This window comes from Thalassotalea sp. G20_0 (assembly GCF_017744175.1).
GTDB lineage: Bacteria > Pseudomonadota > Gammaproteobacteria > Pseudomonadales > Endozoicomonadaceae > Endozoicomonas.
Genome location: NZ_JAGHQV010000008.1, coordinates 124,466 through 140,700 on the forward strand (window position 1 = coordinate 124,466; position 16,235 = coordinate 140,700).

General features: G+C 49.9%; 16 protein-coding genes. 3 read left to right on the plus strand and 13 right to left on the minus strand.

The features are described from left to right. Positions 1-8 precede the first annotated feature (8 nt). From J7438_RS07125 to J7438_RS07180, 12 genes are all read right to left on the minus strand, one after another. A complete protein-coding gene (locus J7438_RS07125; protein WP_209276004.1) occupies positions 9-491 on the minus strand; it encodes a hypothetical protein in 483 nt (160 codons plus the stop codon). Between the two features lie 3 nt (positions 492-494). Continuing rightward, positions 495-947 carry a hypothetical protein gene (locus tag J7438_RS07130; protein ID WP_209276005.1) on the minus strand — a complete coding sequence of 151 codons (453 nt, stop codon included), beginning with the start codon at positions 945-947 and terminating at the stop codon, positions 495-497. An 88-nt stretch (positions 948-1,035) separates the two neighbouring features. Beyond that, positions 1,036-3,573: a phage protease gene (locus tag J7438_RS07135; RefSeq protein WP_209276006.1), complete on the minus strand. Its 2,538-nt coding sequence runs from the start codon at positions 3,571-3,573 to the stop codon at positions 1,036-1,038. A 162-nt stretch (positions 3,574-3,735) separates the two neighbouring features. After that, positions 3,736-4,098, minus strand: coding sequence for a hypothetical protein (locus tag J7438_RS07140; protein WP_209276007.1), 363 nt, complete (start codon positions 4,096-4,098; stop codon positions 3,736-3,738). Between the two features lie 151 nt (positions 4,099-4,249). Next, positions 4,250-5,308, minus strand: a complete 1,059-nt coding sequence (locus J7438_RS07145) for a hypothetical protein (protein ID WP_209276008.1) — start codon at positions 5,306-5,308, stop codon at positions 4,250-4,252. Further along, positions 5,305-6,714, minus strand: a complete 1,410-nt coding sequence (locus J7438_RS07150; RefSeq protein ID WP_209276009.1) for a hypothetical protein — start codon at positions 6,712-6,714, stop codon at positions 5,305-5,307. The genes J7438_RS07145 and J7438_RS07150 overlap by 4 nt, the downstream gene beginning before the upstream one ends. Continuing rightward, on the minus strand, positions 6,711-8,306 hold the full coding sequence (locus tag J7438_RS07155; RefSeq protein ID WP_209276010.1) for a hypothetical protein: 1,596 nt from the start codon (positions 8,304-8,306) through the stop codon (positions 6,711-6,713). The genes J7438_RS07150 and J7438_RS07155 overlap by 4 nt, the downstream gene beginning before the upstream one ends. Further along, a complete protein-coding gene (locus J7438_RS07160) occupies positions 8,290-9,273 on the minus strand; it encodes a hypothetical protein (RefSeq protein WP_209276011.1) in 984 nt (327 codons plus the stop codon). The genes J7438_RS07155 and J7438_RS07160 overlap by 17 nt, the downstream gene beginning before the upstream one ends. Before the next feature lie 19 nt (positions 9,274-9,292). Then, positions 9,293-9,583, minus strand: a complete 291-nt coding sequence (locus J7438_RS07165) for a hypothetical protein (protein ID WP_209276012.1) — start codon at positions 9,581-9,583, stop codon at positions 9,293-9,295. Position 9,584: 1 nt separating this feature from the next. After that, positions 9,585-10,079: a hypothetical protein gene (locus tag J7438_RS07170; protein WP_209276013.1), complete on the minus strand. Its 495-nt coding sequence runs from the start codon at positions 10,077-10,079 to the stop codon at positions 9,585-9,587. 220 nt (positions 10,080-10,299) lie between these two features. Beyond that, entirely contained in the window at positions 10,300-10,560 is a 261-nt protein-coding gene (locus J7438_RS07175) for a co-chaperone GroES (RefSeq protein ID WP_209276014.1), read from the minus strand. Then, positions 10,557-11,582: a tyrosine-type recombinase/integrase gene (locus J7438_RS07180; protein WP_209276015.1), complete on the minus strand. Its 1,026-nt coding sequence runs from the start codon at positions 11,580-11,582 to the stop codon at positions 10,557-10,559. Before J7438_RS07180 ends, J7438_RS07175 begins: the two co-directional genes overlap by 4 nt. A 597-nt stretch (positions 11,583-12,179) precedes the next feature. On the opposite strand from J7438_RS07180, the gene J7438_RS07185 reads away from it, so the two are divergent. The 3 genes from J7438_RS07185 (at position 12,180) to J7438_RS07195 (ending at position 15,629) form a co-directional block, all read left to right on the plus strand. Continuing rightward, positions 12,180-13,766 (plus strand): peptide chain release factor 3, encoded by a 1,587-nt coding sequence (locus tag J7438_RS07185; RefSeq protein WP_209276016.1) that lies wholly within the window; start codon positions 12,180-12,182, stop codon positions 13,764-13,766. Between the two features lie 188 nt (positions 13,767-13,954). After that, positions 13,955-15,136: a CD0519/CD1768 family membrane protein gene (locus tag J7438_RS07190; RefSeq protein ID WP_209276017.1), complete on the plus strand. Its 1,182-nt coding sequence runs from the start codon at positions 13,955-13,957 to the stop codon at positions 15,134-15,136. 256 nt (positions 15,137-15,392) lie between these two features. Further along, positions 15,393-15,629, plus strand: a complete 237-nt coding sequence (locus J7438_RS07195; protein WP_209276018.1) for a hypothetical protein — start codon at positions 15,393-15,395, stop codon at positions 15,627-15,629. Between the two features lie 84 nt (positions 15,630-15,713). Here the strand turns inward: J7438_RS07195 and J7438_RS07200 are convergent, their stop codons facing one another. Continuing rightward, positions 15,714-16,199 carry an FKBP-type peptidyl-prolyl cis-trans isomerase gene (locus J7438_RS07200; protein WP_209201342.1) on the minus strand — a complete coding sequence of 162 codons (486 nt, stop codon included), beginning with the start codon at positions 16,197-16,199 and terminating at the stop codon, positions 15,714-15,716. Positions 16,200-16,235: the final 36 nt, after the last annotated feature.

Sequence of the window (16,235 nt, forward strand, 5' to 3'; positions counted from 1 at the left end):
GGGTTCCATCAGACAAAATCCTTATAGTTCCGGACGAATTCTTCCGTAGTGCCTTTGCCCAGCGGGGTGTTGTAGTGTTTTTTCCAATACCGTGCCAAGGCTTCTATATCATTCGGGTCATCGGGCAGGGCTTCTGGCTTGCGGTAATAAACGATTCTGGCAATGGCGGTGGCGTAGCCAAGATTCAACACCAGTTCCTGATGCCGGTTTTCAGAGCTTTGATCAAAGTCACTGGAGGCAAAACCACGCACCTTGCCTGCCAGTTCATGGCGAAAATTCAGATAGTTTTGCCAGGCATCATCATGGGTATCCGGTTCTATCTGATAGATACCCAATGCAGGGCCCTGAACCTGAACCAGATGTTTTCCGCACAGAGACTCCTGTACAGCGGTGCCCAATAACAGGTTCTCCGCTGCCAATGAATACAAACCAATCGATTTCAACACCGGCTGAATAACATTGATGCGCAGGTCAGAGGCCAGAATTCCCATTACTTATACTTCCTTCCGCTTTGACAGCTGATCCTGCACCAGTGCCAGTTTGCCTTCGTCGTCCCCCACAGACAGAAGCTCTGCTTTTAGCTCTTCATCACTCATGGTTTCCAGTGAGGTAACGTACTCATCCGCCTTTCGGGCTTCTTCACGGGTCACAACTTCCGCTTCCAGAGCAGGCTTCAGTTTTTTTGGTGGGGTGTTCTGGCTGTAATGGGCAACCACCTGCTCCAGTTGCTGATCGGTCAGCTCTGGCAGCTGGGCGATTTCCGTTTCCTGATTCTGTTTAACAAACGCTTCCAGATTCCAGACTGCTGCGGTGGTCTCCAGCAAATCTTCACGGGCTTTGATCAGCAGGTATTGAGATTCCACCATTCGGGTCTGATTGGGTGGAACGGTGACCGCACCGATATGCACCGGTTTTTCGGTCTTGTTGTGGTAAGGCACCTTCTGCATGGTTTGTTCCTATCGCTGTGAATTCAGTCAGGGAGTGGCCGGTGACTCTGGGGAAAAGTCACCGGCGGCCGTTCCATCGGGTTGACGTTTAACGGTTGGTGAAGCTGAAGTACAAGACGCTGGTAAAGCGGTCGTACAGTGGCTTCGGTACATGGATAGCGTTGTACTCTTCGCCGTAGCTCTCTTTGGCGCCGGTGAGGTTGCCGTTCTCATCCCGGGCTTCTACCGGCTCGGACATACTCCACGGCTTGGCAACGGTGTAGCTGGCAATACCACGCTGACCCAGCAGGATACGTTCATCACCCAGATCAATACCCGGTGCATTGGTACCCCAGGCTTCAATTCCCTTGATCTTTTCAAGGTTTCCCTGGGCGCTGGTGCTCACGCCGTCACGCTTGGCGCTCATGGCGAACTGTTCAGCGTTGGTAGCTGTGTCGTTGAGGGTTGGGCTCATCAACGCAAAGTCGGGAGTGACGTAGCGACCGGAAGCCATCATGGCCTTCTGGGCAGAGATGGCCTGAATCAATCCGTTCAGGTGCTTCTCTTTCGCTACATTGGCAGGAATATCCGCATCCACCTTCACGATGTTGGTGGAGTAGCTGTAGCTGATCTTCACTGCACCGGTAGGGTCTTCAATGGAACCGTCCTGATCAACCAGGGAGACATAGCCCAGGTTGTAATTCACAACGTGGTAATACAGACCAGATGGCTGCTTACCGGAACCGTCCCATGGTTTCAGTTCTGTAGAACCGTCTTTCACCACGATTGGGTTTTCTGGCTGACCCACTGCATTGCCCTGCAGATCGAACACCTGACGCTGACGGACAATCGGGAAGTGATCTGTCTTGTAGACGTTGCCCTCTTTGGTGATGCCTTCATCCGTCACAGACATGGCCATAAACGCATCAGCACAACGCTGAAGTTCATTGGCAATACGACGGCACAGCAGTTCTTTCACCAGTCGTGCGGCACTGGCTACGTTACGGCCCCAGGCATCCCAGTTGATACCAGCGGTGCGGGTGAAGTGCAGCACTTCGTTGGAAACATCGATCGCCAGTTTCATGGCATTGATGTAAGCCAGGTCCATCTTCTGGCTCACCTTCACCTTAGGGATAGGGGAGCGTTCGTAGACGATGCCATCATTGGCAATGCCACCGGTGTGACGCTGCTCGTATGGAATCTGAGTGGTGGCCGTGGCGCTGGCGTCGGTGTAGGTGCTGACCAGTGACAGAACATTCAGGTCTGACAGTGCTTCACGGATTACTTCACGCTGGAAGCCGATGGGCAGGTTACTGTCGGAAACATTGGTGGTGCCTTCAGACAGAGTGCGAACCGCCATACCGATCTGCTGGCTGTGCTGGGCATCGAACAGGTTCAGCACATCACGGACAAAGCCCGGCAATGCTTTATCTTCTGACAACCGGATCTGACCGTTATAGAAGGCACTGGTGTTACGCAGTTGCTGATGCTGGATGTTCTGCAGTCTGGCTGCTTCGTTGGTTGGTACATCCTGAAGATGGACACGACCAGAAGGCGAGTTGAGGGTGATGCCCATTTCAGAGAGTTTGCGGTGGGCAATCTCTTTGTTCTTGTGGTCAATTTCACGTTCGGCCAGTTTTTTAATCTGGTCGTCGCTCATGTCCACCGTCACCAGCTCGGAAAGTTCCGTGATGAGGCTGGCTTTTGCGTCGTCTTCAATGCCCTGGGCAGCGTTGACCGTATCGGATAATACCTTCTGTTTGGATTCCAGTTTTTCAGATAGCTGTTTACGCTGGTTATCCTCTGCCGTTCTCTGCTCCGAAAGAATACGCACCACATCTTCAGCGGTCACACCCGCAGGGCTGGATAGCTGCATGGTGACGTTTGTTGCGTTGGGGTGTGCTTCGGCCAGTGTTTTTGCACTGGATTTGATGTTCTCAATAATGAGCTTGGCCTTGGCTTCTTCTTCGATGCCGGCCAGGGAGTCTTCAGCCAGCTTTTTGAACGAATTCAAAACGCCTTCGGAGAGTTTCAGTGGCTCACAAAAAGCCATTAGAGCTGCAATAAGCTGCTGCCATTTCATGGTGTCTTCCTCATGGAGTTGTTTTATCAGTTGTTCGCTGATCAGGGTGGGGTATTGGCCTGAATCCGATTCGGAACATTGCACAACGTCCAGGCCTTTGATCACCGGGCGCACCGTTAAACCGGCAGCCAGCAGCACAGGGCCATGTTGTTTCTGGAATTCGTTATCGGTGAAGTTCTCGCAGAACTCGGCGGACAGGTATTTGAAGCCTTTTTTGGTGATGGCCTCTATGCCGTATTCGGTCCATTCCACCAGGGCTCTCAGTTTGCTGCCATCCAGCTGCAACTGACGAACGTAACCGGCGGCACCATTGCCCGGCTTGTGGTCTACATCAATGGCGATATCCTGCCCATACACATTCGACGTAAAGTTGCTGATCATCTCAGACAACATCTGACGGGTAATGGCAAAGGCACCATAACGGGGATCGGTGAAGTTTCCGGCACGGGTGACCGTTACCCAGCTCTGACGACGGTCGGCGTCCACCGACACGGCATCCGCCAGCATACGGATTCGTTCATGCTGGCCGGACTCGGAAAGCTGGAAAATACGGTTCTGGTTCACGGGCTCTACCTGTCTGCAGTAACAGTCCTTGAGCGCATTAAAAAAGCCCGGTTATCCTGCTCTCATTTGTGGGAGAGTGGATAGCCGGGCTTCAAACGCCTTATTCGGTAGATGCCAGAATCTCAGGGTTTTGGCGACATTAGAATGGTGAGATGTGTCGTTTTAATTTTGTTTGTGCTGTCGAATGATCTGCCCAACTCTGGACGGAGATATATCAAGCTCATTTGCAGACTCTTTATTTGTAAGACCTTTTTCATGATTTTTTAAAATCTTGCTGTCACGGTTTTCTCTCTCTAATTTTCCTAGTCTATTTTCCGCACTGGTCATGCGGTCATCCATCACTTCAAGCTGTTTAATAATTTCTGCATTTTCAGACGCAAGTCTCTTAATTGCTGCCTTTTGAATTTTTGGTTGCTTAGTTTTTTTAGCCATTTCCAATTTTCCTTTATAAAAACGCCCAATCGAATTGTTGAGCGGTAAAGGAGTATAGACAGCTAAAAAGGGATGTACCCAACAGGCACCCAAACCCATTCCTTACACCGACAAAGCGCCACCCCTTCATGCAGTTTTACACAGCGGGAGCGCACCACTTCACCGTCGTAAATCTTATGACCACATTTGCAGATCACTTCAGTGGTCGGCTTGATATTGCTCACTGGCTGTTTCTGTTCTGTGGTCATAGGTCATCCTCGAATTTGTGTTTGATCTCCTTCCATGGACGGTCAATGTCGTTTTCTTTCAATAATCCGGCTTGCAGGGCTTCTACCTTTTTCCGGCTGGCCAGTACCTGATACTGGGTTGAGTAAGGTTGATCGTGTAACCAGTCGATTTTGCTCTGCTTGCCTGCCCGATCTTCATCACTGACTTCATCTTCAAACACCACCTCCTCATAACTGAGCGTGTTCGGGTGTGCTGGCCATGGGCTTTTGCCTTTCGGGTAGACACCTTTACCCAGACCGTAACGATTCGCCCGGGCGTGCATATCGCAGATATCCGGTTCCGGGTGGCTGGGCGATAACAGGAAACGGGTACCCGCCACATCATCCAATTCAAAGGCACTGGTCTGATAAGCAATGCCGTGGGCTCGGTTGATTTCGGTTCTGAATACCCGCTTGGCATAGTCGTAGGGTGAGCCATCGGCTTTCAGTAATTCGGCAGTGGTTAAACGGCTGATCTTGCTGGCGTTGGCCTGCTCCATTTTTCGTTGAAGCTCTGCGGGGATGGCTTCACCTCTCAGGGTGAAATCCTGAGCGGCCTGACTGGCGGAATGCCCCTGAATCACCGCTGACTCTATTGCACGACCAACCACTTCTTTTGCATGACGATCTACCCGCCAGAGTCTGTCTGACAGTTGCAGACCATCCGCAGCCTGAAAGTTTCTAACGGCTCTTACTGCTTCATCGGTGAGGGTGTTGACTCGTTCTGGAATGGCTTCTTTCCAGACACCGGCGCCCAGTGCGGCACCCTGAGCCAGATTGTTCTCCAGCAGATCATTTTGTATCAGGCTTAACTCTTCCAGCACCTGTTCCACCTGACGTTGCAGGGTGCGCAGGTTATTGAGCCGCACCACACCATCGGGGGCGCTGGCCTGAATGCGCAGGGCAATATCATTGGCAGCCTGTTCATAAATACGCAGCAGATCAGACAGTGCGGCTTTATCCAGCTGCTTGCCTGCTTTTATGGCCTGCTGATTGGCCTTGCGGATTGCCTCCCGTATGGCTTGCGGTGTACTCATGAATTACCGCTCCGGGTGCTGATGGTGGTTGCGCTTTCACCTTTGGGAGCGTTGCCGGGAGTCACAGAAACATCCGGTTTTTCTTTGATGCCTGGCTCTTTGGTAGAGGGCTGTTTTGTTGTGGGGTATGGGTTGTTTTTGTCGTTTTCTTCTGCCTGCAGGTTTTTAACTCTTGTGACATCCAATCCGGCGGACTCATAAACCAGAGCATTAGGTACACCCATTGCCTGCAGTTTCAGTGCGTAGTCTGCTCTCTGGTTGCGGGTTTCGGTCTTACGTTCGGCAAAGGCTATCTGGAAATCATAGGCATCCGGATTGATACCGTTCAGCAGCAGTTCCAGCCGGAAGCCCTGTTCATAGGCAAAGGCCTGCACATCCTGAACACCATCAATCTCTTCGTAGTAATCTTTTTTCAGGTCTTCCAGAACATCACGGTTCAGATCGCCCACATAACCAAATAATCCTTTTGGTGCCGGGCCACCGGAGAAGAAGGTATCCAACAGGTAAGAAACATCGGCTATCTGATCAAGGTTGGCATCGCCTTCTATAGCGGTGATTGCTCCTTTCTTGTTTGAGTAAAAGTCAGTCTGAATCTCACCCGCTTGCAGCTCAACCTGCTTTTTATAAGTATCCAGTTCTTCTTTCGTTGCCCCTTCCAGATTATGGAAAAACTTTTGTGGCGCCCGATGCCGACGACGAATCACCAAGTCCTCTTCCGTCATGGTGAGTTTCTGCCAGACAGTGCGGTTAGCATCCAGATAAGGCCTGCCCATGGCACCCATATCATCAAAATTGTCCGGATCCAGACGCACAATCGCCAGTTGCCAGAAAGGGAAACTGGCTAACTTTTCCCAGGTTAACGGGTCGTACTGGATATAGGCCTGCTGCATATTTTCAAAACGGCCATTGATATCCACTTGGGGAACAATGGTTTCTGAGGGCATACGCACCGCACCGATAATCCGGTTCTGGTTGAAGACCCATTGCAAAATCAGATTGCCTTCCATGACGCAGCCACGGGCATCGGATTTCAGTTTGTCCGGATTGTGCAGCTGCAACCTTTTCTCAAAAGCTTTCCACGCTCTGATGATGCGTGCGTTTTCCTTATCCTTCCATACCAGACGCAAGCCGCCTTTCACCACATCACGGGCCATACGCCGATGGATTTTCTTAACCCGTCCATCCAGTTTGTCCATTAACCGGATATCCAGTACTGACTGACGTTGATCCGGATCCACATGCATCCGGTTATACAGATAACGGATACTGTTTTCCGGTGTGGCTACCCGGCCTTTGGTTTTCTTCAGTCGCTCCACTTCACTCTGCAGATCGGTGGACGTTTGCCGCAGCTGGTTCATTTCAGCCAGCAATTTGCCCCGACCAAACAGCCTGTCCATAAGGTTCATCGGTGAATTCCTCCAAGGTGTAGCGGGCTGGCTCCCAATAGTTGAGCCCGGGTCTGGGTGCGGTTGGCTATGATAGTTTCAACACGGCATTCTCCACGGGTGACAAAGCCCCAGAGCATGGCCATAAAGGAGTCAAACAAATCGTCCCCGATATCCCGTTTCACCATTTTGTAACTGCTGTAACTGGTGTTAGTGCTGACCGGTTTGATGTTTGTCAGTTGACGACAAAGTAACTGCATATCGTTGATGGCAGGATCAATGGTTTCGTTATCTTCAACATAGGGAATGGCTACACGGCCATTATTGAAGGCAGAGCGCACAGCCTGAGCCATCTGGTGTTTGGTCATGCCTTCAAAACGCATGGGGGAGAATGGCCACTCAGGCCATGTACTGGCAGTGGAATCACCATCACCGATGGCACGGCGGTCAATAGATGTCAGCCCTTCATAGAACAGGTTGTCACACAGTTCGGTGAGCATACCCACGCCATAGGCGTCACCAATCGCATAATCCGGCTGAAAGTATCGCCAGAAACCCACCAGATCACGTTTTACCGTTGCTTCATCGGTACCCGGTGACCATGTTTTGCAGAAGATAGGAATAATAAAGTTGCCGACCTGTTCACCGACTACCAGAGCATGGCGGGAAGATTCCGGATTTTCACCATGGCCAGAAGCGTCATAGCCGAAGCTGATCATTCCGGATTTTTTATACTGCTGATAAGGGACCGGTTCTTCTATCTCGATACCCGCTGATAGCCCTTTATGCTGAGCCTGTTTTAACCACTTTTCCCAGATCAGGTTTCGGGCTGCCACATTCTGGCAGAGCAACTGCCGGATAAACTCTTCATGACTGAGCTGATCCCGCATATCCATTATGAATTTTTCGTTGAGGATCCCCAGCTCAATGCCAAGGTAGCAATCGACCGTTGGCAGACAGCAATACTTTCCGGAATCCACCATATCTGAAAGGGTATCTGCGCCTTTGAATACACCAGTGATGCGAATGATGGGTTTGTTAATGGAGTTTTTACTGGCTCCCAGACGACGGGTTGCACCCATGGTCAGCAGGAAACGGGAGTAGAGTCTTTCCGGTGGCATATCATCCACCTCTTCCAGACTGGCAATGGTCAAGTCCGATCCGTCCACCTGGGCCATGATGCCATAGGCACCGGCTTTGGATCGGTTGGCAAACTGGTAATAGGTATCCGACATCTGTTTTCTGCCGGATTTGTACATCAGGTAATTCTCCAGCACCGGAGATCGGCGGATAGCATCGGTGTGATAACCAAGGTTGACGATGCTCTGTGCTTCCCTGGGAGCCACAACACCCAATTCCTGATCGGCATGGGTGGCCATGTATTCCAGAATCCACATTTCCTTTACGGCAGTTTTACCGGTACGACGACAGCTGAAGTCTACGGAGTTGTCGTGCTCATCCATCTCTTCCATTTTCAGAAGCTGAACCGGATCCAGATCAACATTGTGGATATGTTTGTGCCACATGCCGTGGTTGCCTTTGTAGCGGAGGATTTCCCGCTCGGCGACATTCTGCAGCTCGATGCGCTGCTGGGCGCTAACTCTGGCAGCCATCCACTACCTCGGCTTCGATATCCTTAGGTTCTCCAGCATCTTCACTGAGATGTTCTATCAGGATCGGATCGGATTGCAGGCGCTTCTGGCTGCGTTTGATCATGTCTTTCAGGTTGGACATCTGATCATTGAGTCTGCGCTGATAATCCAGTGCTTGTTCTTTGTCGTCTTCTTCCTGTTGCAGCTGCCCCTGCTGAATGCCCTGATCGATTTGAATTTTCTGGGTCATGTTGAGGTCAGCCAGTGTCATATTGTTTTTACTGAGCAGTTCAAACAGCGGCTTGAGTAGCGGGTGCGCCTTGATTTCTTCGATGGTGTGAAGCTTGCCTTCTGAATCACGGTACTGAGCCAGATGGAAACCACCATCCTTATCAAAGTTGTAAGCCGGGTTACGCAGGGCAACACCATCACCGATCACGGCCTGCAGCATGTCATCAAACAACGCTGCTACGTTGGCCTGCTGCAGTGCGTGCATCTCTTTCAGGTGTTCAGGGTTACCACTTTGCACCGCTATCAGGTGGCGCATGGTTAACTCTGTCCGTTTGATACAGGCAGGCTGTTCACGACAGTAGTCGTGGTCAACATCGCAGTTTTTACAGTGCGGGTATTTGCCGGGCTTGGCAGGAAAGAACAGGGCTGTTCTGGCAGAGGCGCCATGTTTGAGTGCGTTGAACCGGGTGACCTGCGCTTCCTGAGGGGTTGGATGCCCACTCAGGTTTGCAGAGGATTTGGCCTTTCCTTCTATTGTTTTCGGTCCGGTGGCAGCCAGATTGGCATTGTAGATGCCCACTTGCCAGGGTACCTGCTGAACCTCATCGCCACAGCTCGAACAAATGGCAAAATATCGGTACGGATGCGCTCTCGCTGGTTCGTCTTCAGTCCGAACCGGCGAGGCATCAAAGGTATTTTTGCAAGCGTTACAACGGAAGGTGACCGTAGCCGCTGGATCAACAGGCGCACTATTCATGTCGCCATGATTTCAGGAGTCAGGCGACATTGGGAGGGGGTTTGGCGTCGTTTGTGAGGGTTCCTGTAAAGTAAATTTTCCGGGGCGCTGCTGGAACAACAAACGTTCCTGTTTCCATCGCTTCTACTACCTGTTTATGAGTAACCCCAGTAATAGGAACCCCAACTGGGCGTATAGAAATCAATGCATTTTTATTAGATAAATAGAGTGCTTTGTGTTTTCTGCGCAGTTCCCTTCTGAATCGGCGCAAGCCTCTGGTAGTCAGCTTTCCTTTTGCATCTTTGTAGACAGCCATGCTTTCCACTTTCATGCTAACTCTCCAGAGACTGTTTCATTATTCGTTGAATGGTTCGGAGGGTGATATCAATATTCAACTTGCGCCGCAGATGCTTTTGAATATCAGATGAACTCTTTCCTTCTCTGGCCATCGTCCTGATCACCTGATTTCGTTGATAACGGAAGTACCTGTCGAACTGGGGAACCGTTACCCGGATTGAACTGTTGATCTCCGCCCCCTGTTCCGCTTGCTGATCTAACACCTGCCATACTTTCAGGAAAGTGGAGACTCCCACTTCTTCAGCGACATTCAGCCAGGTCTTGGAGACACCCATCATTGCCAACTCCCGAAGTTGAACCGAAAGGGAAACTTCAGAATCTGTGCAGATATTCAGGTACCCACCCCCCTCTCCAGAGGGATGCCTATATTCCTGCCGAGCCCCCACCCCCTCAGAGATAAGGTCCAGTTGCAGGTGATCATCCAGATATTTTTGATTTGAACTGCGCTTTCCTGCCAAGAGATCAGCCATAAGGTATTGATCCTGTGTTGTGTTCGAGCTTATGAACTGCGCTTTATCCTATTAGGCGCAATTCGTTTCATCCCCTGCCAGAGATGCTTTTGGCTGTTTTAAAGCCGAGTTTCCAGAGCACTCACACCCGTCCCCAAACATCGGTGGTTACTGGGTTTTAAGATATTGGTAAGTTCCTCCTATATAAGTTCTATCTCTCTGACTCTAATAAAAACGAACCTCAGGCCCCAAGCGTGGCAAGAATCTCTGTGGCACGCAATACCAGAAAGCACTCCTGACTAATACGAATTTCAGTGCCTGCATACCTGGGGAATACCACCTGATCATCAATAGCAACATCATCAACCAGATGGCCAACAGAAAGCACTCTACCAATCCCTGTTGCTGGTTCATCTGTCTTAATCAAATGAATCCCGCCTTCAGACTGTTCAGGATTCTCATCACGCTTAACCAGAACAAAATCACCCACTGCTCTAATCAAAGAACACCTCTACTTTTCATCTCATTCACCAGTGGTGACACCTTGGTATTGATCTTACCCAGTGGATTGGTCTTATCGAGTAACTGAGTCAGTTTGCGTCTTGCCATCTTGGCATAGATCTCTGAAGTCTTCGGATCTGCATGTCCAAGTACTGCCTGAATCTGCAATGTATTGGCATCATCTTCCATCATCTCAGCACCCAACATATGACGCATGGCATGAGGATGACAAAGCTCTGCAGGCAAACCAGCCGCCTCACCATATCTCTGAATCATCTTCCAGATACTCTTCTGATTAATCCGGCGATGCTCCCCCCGGTAATCAAACTCTGGAACATGGCGATTCCTGACACTGACAAACAACACCTGATCACCATCAGGCAGAGTTCGATCAATACCGTCCAACTCTTCATGACCTAAATAAGCCTGAAGCAGCAACATAGCTTCATGGGGAACTGGCAACTCTCGCTCATGCCCACCCTTCTCAGTCACCTTAATAGCCAAACGCTGACGGCCATCATATTCAAACCAAAAGAGGTCACCCTGATTCAACCCACACAAACCAGAAACACGAACACCACACCCCATCAACAAACTGAGCATGGCAGCATCTCTCAAACCGGTGAAAGTATCGATATCAGGTTCCATCAACAGCTTTTCAGCATTACTGAGCCCCAGCTGCGTCGGGATCTTGCGCCCCAACTTTGGATACACCAGACAAGTGGAAGGATCCGACTCAATCAATCGCTGGCCATGACACCAGGAATAAAAGCCTTTCAATGATGCAATAACTACATGGCGGGAACTGGGGGAAACCTTCTGACTATGGAGAAACCGGCCAGTAAAATCGGTCAGGTGCTTCTCTTTACAGTTCAGCATTAAACACTGATGACTATCCTGCAGATAATGTTTTAGCCGCTCAAGATAGCCACGATATTTATAAATTGTACTGTCCGCACAATTCTCGTTTCTGACTTTCCATGTCAACCAATCTTCAATCAGTTTTCCATCTGACTCACTCATATTCCGGCACCAGGGGCAGAACAAACCGTGGTTTTGTGGTTGATATCCCGATTTTATCATAAAGCCTTATAAATAGCGGCTTCCAGCGACCACAAAAAACCACGAAAACACCTGTGGTTTATGCCTGAACTTGTGGTGCTTGTTTTTTCTTCTTCTCTTTTTTTGTGGCGCTCTCTTTTTCTTCTCTTCTCTCTTTTTCTCTTTCTTTTCAAAGAAATAAAAATATAAATATATAAATGGTTAAAAAATGCGAAGTGGCGAAAAAGGCGCAAACCGTGGCAAAAAACCGGAAAACAGTGGTACTACAAAAACCAAAGTTCCATATATATCAAGGACTACAGTAACACTAACCACAAAACCACGGTTAATATGAGTTATGCCTGTACCCCAATGATCAGCGGAGCTACGCACGCCTGCGCACGTTATGCGCATTTCTGGGGGCTTATATATGCATAAATAGCCAGAGAGCAGATAAGTAGAAAGCTTGCGTGACAATAGTCAGGTTGGATAGGATGGCGACCAATTTATTACCCAACACACCAAACCATCGTTTTTAAATGTGTACAAAGGTGTGTACAAATTCAGAAATCAAGACAAATGTCAGATTCAAAACTATCCCAAGAAGTAAGCTCTAGACGCACTTTTGCTATCATTTCCCACCCCGATGCCGGTAAAACCACAATTACCGAAAAGCTCCTGCTGCTCGGCGGTGCCATTCAGCTTGCCGGTACGGTAAAAGGCCGCAAGAGCGGGCGTATGGCCACCTCTGACTGGATGAAGATGGAACAGGAGCGTGGTATCTCCATCACCACCTCGGTGATGCAGTTTCCCTATGACGGTCGTACGGTAAACCTTCTGGATACGCCCGGACACGAAGACTTCTCCGAGGACACCTACCGGACACTGACCGCTGTTGACAGCTGCCTTATGGTCATCGATGGAGCCAAAGGTGTTGAAGATCGCACCATCAAACTGATGGAAGTCTGCCGCCTGAGGGACACGCCAATATTCACCTTCGTCAATAAAATGGACCGTGAAGTCCGTGACCAGATTGAAGTACTGGATGAAATTGAAGATATTCTGAAAATCCAGTGTGCACCTATCACCTGGCCTATCGGCATGGGTAAACAGTTCAAAGGGGTTTATAACCTCTATACCGATACCATTCATGTGTTCAAACCCGGTCAGGCCAGTGTGGTTCCGGAAGATATCCGGATCAAAGGTCTGGAATCAGCAGAAGCCAGAACCCTGCTGGGTGATCTCCATGAAGAGTTGATGGAGGAAATTGAGCTGGTGAAAGGTGCCAGCCATGAGTTTGACCTGGAAGAGTACCTTGCCGGTCGGATGACTCCGGTCTTCTTTGGTACCGCACTGGCCAACTTCGGTGTTCGGGAAATGCTGGATGATTTTGTCAAGTGGGCTCCCTCCCCCATGCCCCGGGAAACCAATGAACGCACGGTGGTCGCCAATGAAGAACATTTCTCTGGGTTCGTCTTTAAAATCCAGGCCAATATGGACCCCAAACACCGTGACCGCATTGCCTTTCTGAGAATCTGTTCCGGCAAATACACCCGGAATATGAAAATGAAACATGTTCGTATCGGCAAGGATGTAAAAATTGCCGATGCCGTGACGTTCCTGGCGGGCGACCGTTCCCATGTGGATGAAGCGACCTCCGGTGATATCATCGGTCTGCACAACCACGGGACTATCCAGATTGGTGACACCTTTACCCAGGGTGAAATGCTCAAGTTTATGGGCATCCCTCACTTTGCGCCCGAGCTGTTCCGCCGCGTCCGCCTGAAAGACCCATTAAAGCTCAAGCAACTGCAAAAGGGCCTGCAACAGCTCTCAGAAGAGGGTGCTACCCAGCTATTCATGCCAGTGAACAATAATGACCTGATCCTGGGGGCAGTGGGTGTACTGCAGTTCGATGTGGTCATGCGCCGACTGAAAGATGAATACAAGGTTGAAGCGATCTATGAGCCGGTTAACGTCAACACCGCGCGCTGGATTGACTGCAGTGACCAGAAAAAGCTGGAAGAGTTCGAGCGCAAGTGCGCTGATAACCTGGCCATGGATGGCGGTGGCCACCTGACTTATCTGGCACCCACCCGGGTCAACCTTTCCCTGGCAGAAGAGCGCTACCCGGATGTGACTTTCCGAACGACCCGGGAGCATTGATCGCAACCGATAATCCCGGATATAAAGTGACAGGCAAATGAGCTTTGACTGCCTGTCACTTTGATTAGTTCCGCCGTTCAAATCAATAATCTATCTCGCCTGCACTTATTCCTTTTCTGACTAATACCGATACTGCGGGACCAAAAAATATTGTCTAATCTGAAGGTTCCTTTCTTTCTGGTATTTCTATGAGTGATGCAGTCTCGACCAAATCGGAAACCTCAACGGGTGTACGTCAAATCGTAGAGCCGTTAGTCCTGCTTCTTCTGGCAGGGCTGTTGTTTGGCTACCTTGGCCAGACCATGGGTGTTACCCACATGTTCAACACCCTCTTCAACACCGCACACCAGCTGTTGTTAAACACTGTATTGTTCCTGATGGGAATCACCGTATTGACCGGTGCCGCAGGCCGTCTGCTGATGGAGTTCCATGTTATTTCCCTGATTGAACGGCTGCTGGTGCCATTAATGAGACCTGTGTTCAATCTTCCCGGCCGTGCTGCCATGGCGGCCATGATGACTTTTTTCTCAGATAACCCGGCCATCATTGGCCTGGCAAAAGACAGGCGTTTCAACCACTCCTTTAAAGTGCCCGAAATTATCTCACTGACCAATTTCGGTACCTCTTTTGGCATGGGACTTATTGTCATCACCTTTATGGCTACCCTGCAGAACAATGAGACTGGCGCAACCTATTTCCTGCCTGCCATGATTGGCTTGGGCGGTGCCCTTGTTGGAGCCATCATATCCACACGGCTGATGCAGCGCCTTATCCGGAATGATCCCCGACTGCATGAGCTAAGTATTAAAGATACTCACAGTGAACTTCTGGATGACCACAGCTCTACAGATCCGGTCTGGTTGAGATTCCTCAACGCTCTGCTGGATGGCGGTAAAGGCGGTGTCAAAATGGGGGTAGCGATTATTCCCGGAGTATTAATCATCAGTACGTTTGTTATGGTGCTGACCTTTGGCGCACCAGTAACCGGCTACACCGGTGGAGCGTTTGAGGGAGTGGCCCTGCTGCCAAAACTGGCCAGCCATGTTACCTGGCTGTTTGAGCTGCTGTTTGGTTTTGATCATGCCGAACTGGTTGCCTTCCCCATTACCTCGCTGGGCGCGGTTGGTGCCGCCATGTCACTGGTACCAAACTTTATCAGTCAGGGCATTATTGGTGGCAGTGATATTGCCGTGTTTACGGCTATGGGTATGTGCTGGAGTGGTTACCTGAGCACCCATACCGCCATGCTGGACTCTCTTGGCTTTCGCCAGCTCACCTCAAAAGCCATTCTGGCTCACACGATTGGTGGTATCTGTGCCGGTATCGCTGCCCGTTATCTTTACCTGCTGCTCAGTCCTTTTATTGGTTAACAACCAGAACAAACAATCAACTCATCTGATGAGTTGATTGTTTGTTTTTTCGCTTGGGACTGGCAAAAACAGTATCCGCAATAACATCTCCCTCCAGATCTCGATCAAGTGACTCAAACCAAGGTCTAACGGTCAAAAATCATTTCCGGAGCCATATTTAAGATTCTACAGATATAAGCAGAAAGCTTATAACACCCATAGCTTTTAAAAAACTGGGCTAAGTAGCCTGGGATTCTGAATTGGTAAGGAGAGATGTATGCGCCTGAACCTTCTGTTAGCACCTTTACAACAGGTAATTAATACCATGCACAAGGGTAAAACCTTCAAGATCCGGGTGCTGATGGAGGAGCTTGGCCTGTGGGAACATCAGGATGATCTGCAGAAAATGAGAATAGCCCTGGCTTTTCGCTCCATGGTGGAAAGTGGCGTGCTTAGCAATATTCAGCTTCTCACTCACCATAAAACCCGGCATGCGGTTTATATCACGATATAGTTGCCACAAAGAAGCCGGAGGTATCCGGCTTCTTTATGAGATCAACGTTCTGCTCAACACTTCATACTGTGGGTTTTGATGGACTCAGTGAACATGTCCGCCAGGCCCATGCACATGACCATGGTCCAGCTCTTCCTTGGTGGCTTCACGAACCTCAACCACTTCAACGCTAAAGTGCAGATTCTCACCCGCCAAGGAATGGTTAGCGTCGATCACCACCTGGTCCTCTTCATCATCAATAGCTACCACGGTGACAATACGTGGGCCAATGGCGGTATCGGCATGGAACTGGTTACCCACCTCTACAGGATGGTCACCAAACTGCTCTTTCGGTACCGGCTGCACCAGACTTTCGTCGTACTCGCCGTAGCCTTCAGCAGGCTCAACCACCACATCAAACTTGTCCCCAGCCTGCTTGCCTTCCAGGGCATTTTCCAGCCCTTCGACAATATTGTTCTCACCGTGAAGATAAGCCATAGGTGACTCGCCTTCCGAACTGTCGAGAACTTCTCCCGCATCATTTTTCAGAGTGTAATGGAACAGAGCCACTTTCTCTTTGGCTATCTTCATCTGTTTATGCCTTTAATAAAGTAAACAACTATCTTA